This is a genomic window from Mycobacterium liflandii (assembly GCF_022354805.1).
GTDB lineage: Bacteria > Actinomycetota > Actinomycetes > Mycobacteriales > Mycobacteriaceae > Mycobacterium > Mycobacterium marinum.
The window spans coordinates 641,011-655,057 of sequence record NZ_CP023138.1 but is presented as its reverse complement, the minus strand read 5'-3'; the positions used below and the strand labels follow the sequence as shown (position 1 = coordinate 655,057).

The following is a 14,047-nucleotide window of genomic DNA, read 5'->3' as shown; positions in this document are numbered from 1 at the left end:
GTCCCACAGGCAAGAGGTTTATCAGGCTAGCCGTTGGAAAGGAGCCGTTGCCTTGGTCGCCATCACCGGAGACGACGTCGAGAACAGCAACATCACACAACTCACGGATACGACGGATACGACCGAACGTGGCCAACCTGCTATCGCCACTGATGAGCTCGAGTCACCCAGCACGGCCGCGGGGCCCTGCGCCGATGTGGAATCGGGTAACGCTGACGATCTCGACTGCACGGACACCGACGCCCATGCCCCGCGTGCACCCCGGCGTTGGCGTTCCCGGTGGTCGCGGATGCGAGTCAAGCGGGTCCGCGTCGGATTCAACCAGGCAATCCTGGCCGTGATTCTCGCGTCCCTGAGCGTTTCCGCCGTGCTGGGGTGGCACCTGTTTGCGGCGCATCACGCCAACGTGGCGGCCGAGCTGGCTCAGCAAACAGCGATTGGATACGCCCAGACATTAACGAGCATCGACAGCAACAATGTAGATGCAAACTTCAACCAAGTCCTCGACGGCGCGACAGGCGAATTCAAGGATATGTATACGCGCTCGAGTGTTCAGCTCCGCCAGCTGCTGATCGACAATAAGGCCACAGCACACGGAGTCGTGGTTGATTCCGCCATCCAGTCGAAGTCCAAGAGCAGGGTCGTTGTGCTGCTGATGATCGATCAGACGGTAACCAATGCCGCTCGCCCGGATCCCCGAGTCGACCGGAGCAGGATGAAGATCACCATGGAGAAGACCGACGGGCGTTGGCTCGCCAGCAAAGTCGAGCTCTCATGACCGGCCCCGCTATGTCTGGGTGGAAAGCCGCGTTAGCGGCAGGGGTGCTGGTGGCCGGCTGCGCTGTCTCGACCGCCCCCTCGGCATGGGGATCTGCCCAGTTGTTCTGCGGTGAGCTCGGCGGCGACTTTGACGGCCGCTATTGCCATACCACCGTGACCTCGGTCCGCAAGGCGGACCGAGACATCAGGATGGCAATTCCGGGCGACCTGGTAGACAACGCCGTCAGCGGTCCGGTGGTCCGGGACTACCTGCGGACCCTCTACAACAATTGGAGAGAAAAAGGCGCAGACATGGTTCAGGACAGCTGGGGCGAAGAAAACTACCAGCAGTTCGGCCACCAGAGCGCCGTATCCGTGGTGTTCCATGAGGATTACCATGCCGACGGTCCCAAGATCAACAACGCCTACCGGACCTTCACCTTTGACACGGCCCTCGGCCGGCAACTGCAGCTGACCGACATTGTGAAAGCGGGACTGGATCCTTTGGCCGTCATTCCGCCGCTGGCTGAACCGTTCGTCGCGGCAGCACTCGATCGTGCCGCCCCACCGCACCAGCCGGGAACCTATCCCTTCACCGTCGATCGGTGGACTCCTGACAAGGTTTACTCGGGCGGGTACAAAGCGTGGGCATTGACGCCAAGCGAATTGATCCTCTATTTGCCGGACTACCCTGTCGCGCACGACAACCCGATCAACTATGAGCCCGGCATGCCGGTGTGGTCGATGGACGGGGGTGCGGTTGAGGCCCACATCCCGATTGATGTGCTGGCCCCGGTGTTGAGGTCGGGCTATGGAGGGTAAAGACGACGGGTGCATCTCCCCGCAGGAGGGAGGAACCACCCGCAAGCCTCGAAGAGTCGGTCCTGACGCCAAGGCCAAGGCGGGGTGCACTTCAGCTACGACAGATGCCGCCGCCCAACCGGGGCCCGATCCGACCCGAGATCCGGTCTCCGACTCACCCGAGACATGCGGAGGAGACCACGGCGGCAATACGATCGGTCGCGCGCCGGGTGCTGCCGAACCAAGTAGCCAAGAAACGGAATTGGAGGTGGATCACGACGATCGCGATCCCGGCATCCAAGCCTGTGCCGCCGCTGGCGATGGTCCCGATCCTGCCCTCGAGCCAGGACATGACGTAACGCCACAACGTCGGGCGCGATCACGGACAAAGGACGCTGCCGCACTTGCAGCGGCCGCCGTTCTCGCCGGCACCGCGGCGTTGGGGTGGTTATGGAAAGAGCAGCGTGACAACGAGATTGCTGGCCGACAGGCGCTCAGCGCAGCGCTGCGGTTCACTGAGAACTTGACCACGATCGACAGCGCCAATATTGATGAGAACTTCCGCGAAACCATCGACGGGTCGACCGGAGAGTTCAAAGAGATATACCTCAAGTCCAGCGCCGCGTTGCAGCAGGCACTGAGGGAGAACAAGGCATCAGCGCACGGAGTGGTCGTCGAGTCGGCCATCAAGTCGACATCACCAGACACGGTTGTAGTGGTGCTGTTCGTCGATCAGTCGGTGAGTAATGCGCGAGCACCCGAACCTAGGCTGGACCGAAGTCGCGTCGAAGTCACCATGAAAAAAGTCGACGGCCGCTGGCTGGCCGCGAAGGTCGAGTTGCCCTGACACGAATCACCAGTGAGCAGTCGGCGTTCCGATCAGGACGAGCCGCTCGGCCTCTGACAGCTTGATCGGGCCCGAGTCGACTGCGAGGTATCAGAAGCGCGCCAAATCGTTGGGCAGCATCAGATCGAAGCCCTCCTTTAGGCAGGGCTCCGGCGTTGTTGATTAGCAGGCTTGTGAGCTGGGGAATTGTGGATTGAGGAGGTCTAGGCGGCGGTTGGCGGTCAAAGCGGTGATCCGGCAGGCTTCGGCGATGTTGTCGGCGCCGTTGAGGCGGTGCAGATTGATCGCGGTGTTGCGTAGCGTTGCTAGGACCTGTGCGCCGTTTCCGGTATGTGCCCTTTGACGGTCTTCGTCGAAGGTGACGTCGCGTATCCAGTGCAGGCTGTTCTCGATTCCCCAGTGTTGACGCATCCAGGTCATGATCGCGGTAGGGCGGGCGTGCTCGAACGGCAGGCTGCAGATGGCATAGACCACCTCCACGCTGCGCTGGTCGGTGGCGGTGATCAAACGTTCACGAGTGATCCGGATGATTTGTTTTGCGTAGGGGAAGCCGATTCCTCGTACAGCGGTGATGATTTGCAGGGTGCGGGTCTCGACACGGCCGTGGCCGCGGGAGTCGTCGGTAGCGGCTGCGGGCACCTCGGCCCAGGGCAGCGCGGTGATACGCGCAAGTATTTTGGCTTGGTTGGACTTGACGATCATCAGGTAGTGCGACTTCAAGGTGGCGCAGATCAACTTCGCGGTGACGACCTGGGTATGCATCGCATCCACGGTGACCAGCCACCGCAAGCTACCCGGCAGCAGCGTGAGCAGGGCACGTACGCAGGGAATTTCATTGCTTTTCTCGGCGACAGCGAGTTGACCGAGCACCAATCGGGCACGGTGGGCGAACACCGACACGAGATGCGTGGCTGTCGCTTTGGCGCGTAAAGCACCACGCAGCATCTTGCCGTCCAACGCGATCGGCACCAATCCACTGGGGTCGCTGCTGGCCACGTGTGCAGTGAAGTAACTGCCCATCCTGGCGTTGAGGTCGGCGGGGTCTAGCCGAGACAAAACAGCGCGGAAGGTCTTCTCACTGGGCCGCCGGAACCGGACCCCTAATTAGGCCAACACATCATCGGGAGCGGTGGCCGCCCATGTGGCAAAACCAGCATAGCCGCGCATCCCCGCGGCAGTGGCCAGAACCGCGATCGCCAACAAAGCCATCAGCGAATACCTCCGACCGCGTGGGTCCCTCGGGTCCGGCACCGAGGCCAACACATCGAGAAACTCCGATCCGATGAGCTCGCTGCGCTCACCAGGACTCCAGCGGTCGAACACCTCTGGAACCGACGACACAGGCAATACTGAAACGGTAGGCACGGGCAACTCCAGACCAACGACGAACAGTAACCAACTCGATCGTTCTCCAGATAGCCCGTGCCTACACTCCGGCCCCAATAGCGCGGCACCAAAGATCATCAACCCAGCTCACAAGCCTGCTAATCAACAACGCCGGAGCCCTGCTCCTTTAGGCTATTCCACCGCTGCGTGAAATGACGGCTGGAATGCGCGCTTGGCGCCGAGATCAAATTCCCTTTCATGACACGACCGCCCAACTGGTGAAGCTGCGAACACTCCGGCAAACCGACTAGTCACCTGGTTAGTGGCCAAATTCAGCCCCAAAATAGTTCACTCCGACACACTTTCCACATGATGCGCTGAACACAATTCAGCCAGAAATCCGACCGTCGCATGCGCGTAAATCTGATAACCCACTAGCAAAACTACTACGTACGCCTTGCCGGCCGCTATTGCCGCCTCCGCCGAGAACCGCCATGATCGGCGCGTGGCCCACCTTGCCCACCTTGCCCACCCGTGCCGACCGGGCCCGAACGCGGCCCACACTAGGCTTGAGGAGAAGTCGCAGATATCAGTGCAGGCGACAAGCTGTATGCCGCCGAGCCGCAGCGGGCTGTCTGCCGAGGACGCCGATCCGCGATACTGGTAGCCGCACCTACAACGCAGAGAACCTCGAAACCGAACCGACAGTGACGCCGGGAGATACACATGAGCGCCGAGCAGCCGACCATCATCTACACGCTGACCGACGAGGCGCCACTGCTGGCGACCTACGCTTTCCTGCCCATAGTGCGGGCTTTTGCCGAGCCCGCTGGCATTCAGATCAAGACCAGTGACATCTCGGTGGCCGCACGCATCCTGGCCGAATTTCCCGACTACCTCACCGACGAGCAGCGGGTCCCGGACAATCTGGCCGAGCTGGGCGAGCTGACGCAGGACCCGGACACCAACATCATCAAGCTGCCCAACATCAGCGCATCGGTGCCCCAGCTCAAGGCGGCGATCAAGGAGTTGCAAGACAAGGGGTACGCGATTCCGGACTATCCGGCCGACCCGAAGACCGACGAGGAAAAGGCGCTCAAGGAGCGCTACGCCAGGTGCTTGGGCAGTGCAGTGAACCCGGTTCTGCGCCAAGGCAACTCGGACCGTCGGGCGCCCAATGCGGTCAAAGAGTACGCCCGCAAACACCCGCACAGCATGGGTGAATGGTCGATGGCTTCGCGTACCCACGTCGCCCACATGCGACACGGCGACTTCTATGCCGGTGAGAAGTCGATAACGCTGGACCGCGCGCACAAGGTGAAGATGGAACTGGTGACCAAGGGCGGCCAGACGCTGGTGCTCAAGCCCGAGGTCTCGCTGGATGACGGCGACATCATCGACAGCATGTTCATGAGCAAGAAGGCCTTGTGCGAGTTCTATGAAGAGCAGATCGAGGATGCCTACAAGACCGGCGTGATGTTCTCCCTGCACGTCAAGGCGACGATGATGAAGGTCAGCCATCCCATCGTCTTCGGCCACGCCGTCAAGACCTTCTACCGGGACGCCTTCGCCAAGCACCAGAAGCTGTTCGACGAATTGGGTGTCAACGTCAACAACGGGTTGTCAGATCTCTACAGCAAGATCGAGACCCTGCCGGCCTCCCAGCACGATGAGATCATCGACGACCTGCATCGTTGCCACGAGCACCGCCCCGAGCTGGCGATGGTGGATTCCGCCCGCGGAATCACCAATTTCCATTCCCCCAGCGACGTCATCGTCGACGCCTCGATGCCGGCGATGATCCGGGCCGGCGGCAAGATGTACGGCGCCGACGGAAAGCTCAAAGACACCAAGGCGGTCAACCCGGAGTCCACGTTCTCGCGGATCTACCAAGAAATCATCAACTTCTGCAAGACCAACGGACAGTTCGATCCGACAACGATGGGCACGGTCCCCAACGTCGGCCTGATGGCGCAACAGGCCGAGGAATACGGCTCACACGACAAGACCTTCGAGGTTCCCGAGGACGGCGTCGCCAACATCGTCGACCTTGACACCGGCGAGGTGCTGCTCACCCAGGATGTCGAAGCCGGCGATATCTGGCGCATGTGTGTGGTCAAGGACGCGCCGATCCGCGACTGGGTCAAACTGGCCGTCACCCGCGCCCGCAATTCGGGCATGCCGGTGCTGTTCTGGCTGGACCCGTACCGTCCGCACGAGAACGAACTCATCAAGAAGGTCAAGACGTACCTGAAGGATCACCACACCGAAGGTCTGGACATCCAGATCATGTCTCAGGTGCGTTCCATGCGGTACACCCTGGAACGCCTGATTCGCGGGCTGGACACCATTGCCGCGACCGGCAACATTCTGCGTGACTATCTGACCGACCTATTCCCGATCCTGGAGCTGGGCACCAGCGCCAAGATGTTGTCCATCGTGCCCCTGATGGCCGGCGGCGGGATGTATGAAACCGGCGCCGGAGGCTCAGCGCCCAAGCACGTCAAGCAACTGGTCGAGGAGAATCACCTGCGCTGGGATTCGCTTGGCGAGTTCCTCGCCCTGGGAGCCAGCCTGGAAGACATGGGCATCAAGATCGGCAATGACCGGGCCAAGATTCTGGCCAGGACTCTTGATGACGCAATCGGCAAGCTGCTGGGCAACAACAAGAGCCCCTCACGCAAGACCGGTGAGCTCGACAACCGGGGCAGCCAGTTCTATCTCGCCCTGTACTGGGCCCAAGAACTTGCCGAGCAGACCGACGACGCGGAACTTGCCGAACACTTCGCCAAGCTCGCCAAGGCGCTGGCCGATGGCGAGGAGGCCATCGTGGCCGAACTCGCCGAAGCGCAGGGCGAGGCGGTTGACATCGGCGGCTACTACGCGCCGGACAACGAGAAGACAACCGCGGTCATGCGGCCCAGCAAGACGCTCAACGCCGCGCTGGAGGCCGCACAGGGCTGAGGCCCGCCACCCTCTGAATAGCCTGTGTCCGCTGGAAATCCCGGGCCGGGCGGGCCCAGCTGCGCGGCGCTGGTCCCGCTCACGGCCGCGGGTTTCCAATAGAGTGAGCAGCTATGGCCGCAGACGTCGATATCGAGGCGTCAGGCCTGCTCGACGGGCTTGAGGGGACCGCACGCCAAGACCGCGCGGAGCTGATCGCTTGGCTACTCGAGCGTGGGTTCAGTCTCGAGCACATCCAGGCGTCGGCGGCCGCACCGGTGATGCTGCCCGCCTACCGGGTGCTCGGTGATGATGGAACGCTGGTGTCCGCGCGCGAGATCTGCGCGGCAACCGGCATCGAACTCGATGTGCTGCAGCGCCTGCAACGTGCCGTTGGCCTGCCCCGGATCGACGATCCGGACGAGGCCGTCTTGCCGTGGGCCGACGCCGAGGCGGTCAGACACGCGAAGGTCTTTCTGGATATCGGCTACGACCTCGAAGATGCGGTTGCCGTCATGCGGGTACTGGTGGAAAGCCTGGGGCATGCCGCCGCCATGATGCGGGAGGCGGCGCTGAAGACGCTGTTGCGGCCGGGGTTCTCCGAGATCGAGCTGGCCGAGGCGTCCGAGCAGTTGGCCCAGGCAGCGATTCCGTTGCTGCCTCCGATGATGGACGATCTGATGCGCCTGGAGCTGCGCCATTCGGTGGAGACGGAAGCCGTCAACGCGGCGGAACGGGCCGCGGGCACGCTACCGGGCGCCCGACCCGTCACCGTTGCTTTCGCCGATATGGCGGGCTTCACCCGGCTCGGCGAAGTGATGCCGGCCGAGGACCTGGAACGGGTGGCCGCCCGGCTTGCCGACCTCGCCCACGACGCCGCGACCATGCCGGTCCGGTTCGTGAAGTCGATCGGCGACGCGGTGATGCTGGTCTGCCCAGAACCCGCACCGCTGCTGCGGGCGGCGCTGGACTTGGCCGCCGCCGCGGCAAACAACCTGCCACCCTTGAGGATTGGTGTTGCATCTGGGGCTGCGGTCACTCGGGCGGGTGACTGGTTCGGCAGTCCGGTCAACCTGGCCAGCCGGGTCACCTCGATCGCATACCCGGGCACGGTCGTGGTTGCCGAATCGACCCGTGATGCCGTCGGCAACGCTGGTGACTTCGAGTGGTTTTCGATCGGTGCCCAACGGATCAGGGGGATGCGCGCCGAGGTCAAGCTCTTCCGGGTAGAGCCGGCCCGCCCCGCTGGGCGCGGCTGACACCGGCTGGGGCGGTCGGCGGCACACCCCGCGGCGGGATCATCGCAAGGGTGTAGGAAAAGATCACGCCACCCTCACATGGCGGGTGGCCGACCCCGTGTCAACAGATGCCAGAGGTTCTCATGTCACTGTTCGATATTTCCGATCGCGCCAAGCAGTACCAATCAGACCTGCTCGAGTTCATGGATTCCCAGGTGTACCCGGCTGAGGCCATCTACGACGAACAGATGCGCGCCGCCGGCGACCCGCATTTCCATCCTCCGATCTTGGAGGAACTCAAGGCCGCGGCCCGAAATCGCGGGCTGTGGAACCTGTTTCACCCGCACCCCGAGTGGGGGCCGGGATTGACCAACCTCGAGTACGCGCCATTGTCGGAGATCCTGGGCCGCAGCCACATCGCCTCGGAGGCCTGCAACTGTAGCGCCCCGGACACCGGCAACATGGAGGTGCTGACCCTCTTCGGTACCGATGAGCACCAGCAGCGCTACCTCAAGCCGCTGCTAGAGGGCAAAATCCGCTCTGCCTTCGCCATGACCGAGCCCGCGGTGGCCAGCTCCGATGCGACGAACGTCGAGATGTCGATGGTGCGCGACGGTGACAGCTACATCCTCAACGGGCGAAAATGGTTTGCGTCCAACGGCATGCACCGTAATTGCAAAGTCTTGATCGTGATGGGTAAGACCGACCCCACCGCGCCGGTGCACCGCCAGCAATCGATGATGGTGGTGCCGATCGATGCGCCGGGCCTCACCGTGCAGCGCAACCTGCCCGTCTTTGGCTACCAGGACCGCGAAGGACATGCCGAAATCGACTTCGTCGACGTACGGGTGCCGGTCAAAGACGTGCTCAAGGGCGAAGGCGAGGGATTTGCCATCAGCCAGGCCCGGCTGGGCCCCGGCCGCATTCATCACTGCATGCGCGCGATCGGCATGGCGGAGCGGGCGCTGGAGTTGATGTGCAAACGAGCCCAATCCCGGGTCACCTTCGGCAAGCCCATCAGCGAGAACGCGAACGTGCGCGACTGGATCGCCGAGGCCCGGATCGAGATCGAGATGATCCGATTGCTGACCCTCAAGGCCGCCTACCTGATGGATACGGTCGGAAACAAGCACGCCCGTACCGAGATTGCGGCGATCAAGGTGGCGGCCCCCAACATCGCGCTCAAAATCGTCGACCGGGCCATTCAGGTGCACGGCGGTGGCGGGGTCACCGACGACTTTCCGCTGGCGATGGCCTGGGCCCACCTGCGCACATTGCGGCTGGCCGACGGCCCAGACGAGGTGCACAAACGAGCGATTGCCACCCAAGAGTTGCGCAAGTACCGCAACGGCGCCCACGGATCGTGAACCCGGTCAACCGCACCGATGCCCGGACCCATGAGTGAGGACATTCCCGGTGTCCACGCCGACGCGGTGTCACGGTGGCTGGTCACGCTGGGGCACCAAGTCGCCGCGCCACTGCGTTTTCAACGCATCGGTCTCGGTCAGTCGAATCTGACCTATCGGGTCACCGATGCCGCTGGCCGCGCCTGGGTGTTGCGCCGCCCGCCGCTGGGGCATCTGCTGGCCTCGGCCCACGATGTGGTGCGCGAGGCCCGCATCATGGCCGGGCTGGCCGAGACCGACGTGCCGGTTCCCCGGATCCTCGGAGTTACAACGGATTCGGAGTTTTCCGAGGCGCCATTGGTGTTGATGGAGTTCGTTGATGGATTGGTCGTCGACACCATGGAGGTTGCCGAGGCGCTGACGCCACGGCAGCGCCGCCAGATCGCCTTGTCGTTGCCCCGCACCCTGGCCAAAATCCACGCCGTCGACCTGGCGAAGGTGGGGCTCGACGATCTGGCCAGCCACAAGCCCTACGCCCAGCGCCAGCTCAAACGCTGGGCGGGACAATGGGAGCTGTCCAAGACGCGCGAGCTTCCCGAACTTGACGACCTGACCCGCCGGCTGGTCGCCGCCGCTCCCGAGCAACGGGAAATCAGCTTGGTGCATGGGGACTTTCATCTGCGCAACCTGATCACCTCGCCGGAGACCGGCGCGGTGGTGGCGACCCTGGACTGGGAACTGTCGACGCTGGGCGATCCGCTCGCTGACATGGGAAGCCTGCTCACCTACTGGATGGAGCCCGGTGAATCTGGCGTCGGTGACTTCGCACCCTCGACCCTCGACGGATTTCCCGACCGCGCCGAAATGACCCGCCTCTATCTAGAGGAGACCGGCCGCGATCCGGCCGCGCTGCAGTACTGGCATGTTCTCGGGCTGTGGAAATTGGCGATCATCGCCGAGGGCGTCATGCGACGGGCGATGGACGAGCCGCAGAACAAGGCGTCTGAGGGGACTCCGACCGTCGCATGGATCGATGCGCGGGTACACATGGCTCGCGAAATCGCCGATGCCGCAGGCATGAACCAAGTCTCCGACTCAGCTTCCTGACCCCGGAAAGGCCCCGAGCGCCTAGTCGACCAGTTGGCGAAGCGTGTCGATGAGCTTCACCCGCTCGGCAGCCGTTTCCGCGATCGGCGCCACATTCAATGTCGTGACCCCGGACTCGCGGAACGCCGCCAGCCGGTCCCTGACGAACCCTGGCGTGCCGATCAGGTTGACGTCTCGCACCAGCTCGTCTGGGACAACCTTGGCGGCGCCGTCCTTGTCCCCGGCCAGGTACAGCTGCTGGATTCGGTCCGCCTCGGCTCCGTAGCCATATCTGGTCGCCAGCATGTGGTAGAAGTTCTTGCCCTTGGCACCCATCCCCCCGATGTAGAGCGCCAGATGCGGCTTCACGAATTCGCGAAGGGATTCCACGTTGTCACCGATCGCCAGCACCGGGCCGGCATACACGTCGAGTTCGCCCAACGCCGGGTCCCGTTTGGCCCGGCCGGCCGCCAGCGCCTGGCCCCAGACATCGTGGGCCTTCTCCGGCAGGTAGAAGATGGGCTGCCAGCCTTCGGCCACTTCGGCCGCCAACTCGACGTTCTTGGGCCCCAACGCGGCTAACAAGATCGGGATACGCTCCCGCACAGGCTGATTGATGATCTTGAGTGGCTTGCCCAGCCCGGTACCCTGGCCGGCCGGTAGTGGGATCGTGTAGTGCTTACCCTGATATTCCAGGCGCTCACGGCGCCACACCTGACGACAAATCTCGATGATTTCGCGGGTACGCGCAATCGGGGCGTCATAGGGCACCCCGTGAAAGCCTTCGATCACTTGCGGACCTGAGGCACCGAGCCCAAGGGTGAACCTACCGTCGGATACATAGTCCAGCCCGGCCGCGGTCATCGCCGTCAAGGTGGGCGTCCGCGTGTACAGCTGCAGGATGCCCGAGGCGAGCTGAACGCGGTCCGTGCAGGCCGCCAGGTATCCAAGAGCACTGACGGCGTCGAACGAATACGCCTCGGGGACAAAGACGATGTCCAGTCCGGCACCTTCGAGGTCGGCCACTTCGGCGGCCACCTCCTTGAAGCCGCCCGCGTAATTGATGGCCAATCCGATTCGCATGACCAACACCCTTCCTCAAATTTGTTCACGCTCGGCGCGGAGCCAAGCGATGAAAGTTCTATGCCCCGGCGAACTGCTGGGCCAGTTCCAGCGCCTCTTGTTGGATCCGGTCGAACTGGGCGCCCATCGCCTCCGACAACGCCATGGCGCCCGACATTGGCCGCACCATCACCATGAAGTCATCGATCAGTCCGTCCTCGTTGAAATGCAGGAAGTCACAACCCATGACTTTCTTACCCGACGCCCCGGAAGCCCCGGCAATCGTCGCCTCGAACACGAAGGCGTGGTCACGTCCGTTGCCGTCGGCGATCTCGCGGATGTAGCGAAAGTCTTCGAACACCCGCAGAACACCGCGCAGCAGCGCTGCGGTGATCGCTTTGCCCACGTACGGTTTGAACACTACCGGGCTGGTAAAGACCACCGTGTCGGCCAGCATCGCCTCAACGGCTGTCACATCACGTTCTTCAACCGCTTTACGGAACGGATGCATCAAACACCTCCACCTAGTGTATTTATCGAATATTCATATTTTCGGGTAGCCGCCGTCGCGCCCATAGCGAGCGAACCACTCACGAAGCCAGTTCGCCAGATCTTTCTTGCCATGTATCATGGGCCAGATGTCACTCCGTGACGCGGTTTTGGCTGCCCTCTTGGAAGGCGAGTCGTCCGGATATGACCTCGCGAAAGAGTTCGACGCCTCGATGGCGAACTTCTGGATGGCCACACCACAGCAGCTGTATCGCGAGCTCGAACGCCTGACCGAGCAAGGGCTCATTCAGGCCCGTGTAGTCCACCAAGAGCGCCGGCCCAACAAGCGCATGCACTCGTTGACCGAGTCAGGTCGTGCGGCGATCCTGCAGTTCACCAGCAAGCCGCCCAAGCCCGCGGTGATTCGCGACGAACTGCTCATCAAGATTCAGGCCTGCGATGCCGGAAACATCGACGCCGTTCGGGAATTCGTTGTCGAGCTACTGCAATGGGCCACGGCAAAACTGGAGCGCTACGAGCGGGCACGCAGGCGCATGCTGGACGGCCGCACCGAGCAGGAATACTTGACCCAGGCCGAACGGATAGGCCCTTACCTGACGCTGCTGCGCGGAATTTCCTTCGAGCAGGCAAATATTCAGTGGGCCGAGCAGACGTTGAAAATCCTGGACTTCCGTCTCGCTACGCAAACGGGATAGAAAACGACTGCACGACCCTGGGGAAAAATTGCCCCAGGCGGCAATTTCGGCCGGACACTCGAGTCCATGCCGTCGGCGCGCATGACCCGATCCTGACGCGCTGCAGACCAGCCTCGCACGGACGCGACATGATGGCCGGGTGAGCACCAACATCCGCGTTCTCGACACCGAGCAAGACCTGATGGCGGCGGGCAAAGTGTTCCGCGTCGCCATGGTCGGCCTACCCCCCATGCCGAACCTGTCGCCGGGCCAGATCACCACACTTCTCGAGCCCGGGCGAACCGTGGGCACATTCATCGATGAGCAACTGGTCGGTACCGCCGACGCCGCCACCAGCGACCTGACCCTGCCCGGCGGAGCGATCGTGCGCCATGCCGCCGTGACGCGCATCGGTGTGCTGCCGACGTTTCGCCGCCAAGGCATCGCTACCGAGCTGATGAGCCATCAGCTACGCGACTTCGCCGCACGGGGCGAGACGGTGGCGACGCTGCGAGCCTCGGAGGCAACCATCTATGAACGGTATGGCTACGGCGTGGCCAGTTCAGCGCAGAGCGTTGAAATCCAGACGGCACGGGCGACGTTGCGCCCGGGTGTCGGAACCGGCGGACCGGTGCGGCTACTCGACACCGTCGATAGCTGGGACGTCCTTGCCGGGATCTACGCGAGGAATCGGCCGTCGCGACCGGGAACCATTGACCGCCCGGGGGTTTGGTGGCAGTTCCAGCGACTGCGCGCCGAAACATCGCCGGGGCCTTCGTATATCGCAGTCCACGGCGAGCCGGGGCGGGAGACGGGATTCGTCCGCTACCGCCCCATCGACACCGAGAAGTGGTTCGTCGCCGACCAACGCACCATCGTGGTCGAGGACTTCTTCGCGCCGACCGGCGCCGCCTATCTTGGATTGCTGCGTTTCCTGTTCGGACTCGATCTGATTGACCGCGTGGTCTTCTGGATGCTGCCTTTGGACGATCCGCTGCCCTGGCTGCTTGTTGATCGACGGGCCATGAAGGTGACGGCGGTGCATGACGAGACGTGGCTGCGCGTGATCGATGTCCGGGCCGCCTTGGCCGCCCGGCGTTATTACGGCGATGGCACCGTCACCATCGCGATCGATGATCCCTTGCTGGCCGGCAACTCGGGTCACTTCACCATCTCGGGCGACGGGGCCGAACCGACGAGTCGGCGTCCCGCGTTGCACCTCGACGTTGCGGGCCTTGCCGCCGTTTTGCTCGGTGGCGCGCGTTGGCGCGACCTCGCCATGGCAGGTTTAGCCCGGTGCGAGGACCCGACCGCACCTGCCGTTGCCGATCAGCTGTTCGCGGCGCCGGAAGCGCCCCACGCCGGGTTCTTCTTCTAGGGCGTACTGGCGTTCTACCAGGTACTGGTGGCACCGAGCCACTTGCGCTCGACTTGGTGAGTGAGTACTCTCTCACC

11 protein-coding genes and 1 pseudogene are annotated in these 14,047 nt (G+C 63.1%); 9 read left to right on the top strand and 3 right to left on the bottom strand.

The window, feature by feature from the left end:
- Nucleotides 1-52 precede the first annotated feature (52 nt).
- The 3 genes from CKW46_RS03090 (at nucleotide 53) to CKW46_RS03080 (ending at nucleotide 2,407) form a co-directional block, all read left to right on the top strand.
- Nucleotides 53-778 (top strand): Rv1363c family protein, encoded by a 726-nt coding sequence (locus CKW46_RS03090; protein WP_117437010.1) that lies wholly within the window; start codon nucleotides 53-55, stop codon nucleotides 776-778.
- Nucleotides 779-789: 11 nt separating this feature from the next.
- The gene (locus CKW46_RS03085) at nucleotides 790-1,581 is read left to right on the top strand and encodes a mannan-binding lectin (protein WP_482053506.1); all 792 of its coding nucleotides are present in this window, start codon (nucleotides 790-792) and stop codon (nucleotides 1,579-1,581) included.
- Between the two features lie 247 nt (nucleotides 1,582-1,828).
- Complete coding sequence (locus CKW46_RS03080; protein WP_117437011.1) at nucleotides 1,829-2,407, top strand: Rv1363c family protein; 579 nt, start codon at nucleotides 1,829-1,831, stop codon at nucleotides 2,405-2,407.
- Nucleotides 2,408-2,569: 162 nt separating this feature from the next.
- Here CKW46_RS03080 and CKW46_RS03075 read toward each other — a convergent pair.
- Nucleotides 2,570-3,772, bottom strand: a pseudogene (locus CKW46_RS03075) (ISAs1-like element IS2404/ISMul1 family transposase).
- A 687-nt stretch (nucleotides 3,773-4,459) separates the two neighbouring features.
- Between CKW46_RS03075 and CKW46_RS03070 the strand changes: the two are divergent.
- From CKW46_RS03070 to CKW46_RS03055, 4 genes are all read left to right on the top strand, one after another.
- Complete coding sequence (locus tag CKW46_RS03070; RefSeq protein ID WP_012392157.1) at nucleotides 4,460-6,697, top strand: NADP-dependent isocitrate dehydrogenase; 2,238 nt, start codon at nucleotides 4,460-4,462, stop codon at nucleotides 6,695-6,697.
- Between the two features lie 113 nt (nucleotides 6,698-6,810).
- The gene (locus CKW46_RS03065) at nucleotides 6,811-7,935 is read left to right on the top strand and encodes an adenylate/guanylate cyclase domain-containing protein (RefSeq protein WP_240274448.1); all 1,125 of its coding nucleotides are present in this window, start codon (nucleotides 6,811-6,813) and stop codon (nucleotides 7,933-7,935) included.
- A gap of 122 nt (nucleotides 7,936-8,057) precedes the next feature.
- Nucleotides 8,058-9,281, top strand: a complete 1,224-nt coding sequence (locus tag CKW46_RS03060; protein ID WP_482053505.1) for an acyl-CoA dehydrogenase family protein — start codon at nucleotides 8,058-8,060, stop codon at nucleotides 9,279-9,281.
- 30 nt (nucleotides 9,282-9,311) lie between these two features.
- Nucleotides 9,312-10,367, top strand: a complete 1,056-nt coding sequence (locus CKW46_RS03055) for a phosphotransferase family protein (RefSeq protein ID WP_499018762.1) — start codon at nucleotides 9,312-9,314, stop codon at nucleotides 10,365-10,367.
- A gap of 21 nt (nucleotides 10,368-10,388) precedes the next feature.
- Here CKW46_RS03055 and CKW46_RS03050 read toward each other — a convergent pair whose 3' ends face one another.
- Together CKW46_RS03050 and CKW46_RS03045 are read right to left on the bottom strand one after the other, a co-directional pair.
- Nucleotides 10,389-11,429, bottom strand: a complete 1,041-nt coding sequence (locus CKW46_RS03050) for an LLM class F420-dependent oxidoreductase (RefSeq protein WP_015353986.1) — start codon at nucleotides 11,427-11,429, stop codon at nucleotides 10,389-10,391.
- 58 nt (nucleotides 11,430-11,487) lie between these two features.
- Nucleotides 11,488-11,919, bottom strand: a complete 432-nt coding sequence (locus CKW46_RS03045) for a nuclear transport factor 2 family protein (protein ID WP_011742421.1) — start codon at nucleotides 11,917-11,919, stop codon at nucleotides 11,488-11,490.
- Nucleotides 11,920-12,046: 127 nt separating this feature from the next.
- Between CKW46_RS03045 and CKW46_RS03040 the strand changes: the two genes are divergently transcribed.
- Together CKW46_RS03040 and CKW46_RS03035 are read left to right on the top strand one after the other, a co-directional pair.
- Nucleotides 12,047-12,613 (top strand): PadR family transcriptional regulator, encoded by a 567-nt coding sequence (locus CKW46_RS03040; protein ID WP_012392152.1) that lies wholly within the window; start codon nucleotides 12,047-12,049, stop codon nucleotides 12,611-12,613.
- Nucleotides 12,614-12,752: 139 nt separating this feature from the next.
- On the top strand, nucleotides 12,753-13,970 hold the full coding sequence (locus CKW46_RS03035) for a GNAT family N-acetyltransferase (RefSeq protein WP_015353984.1): 1,218 nt from the start codon (nucleotides 12,753-12,755) through the stop codon (nucleotides 13,968-13,970).
- Nucleotides 13,971-14,047: the final 77 nt, after the last annotated feature.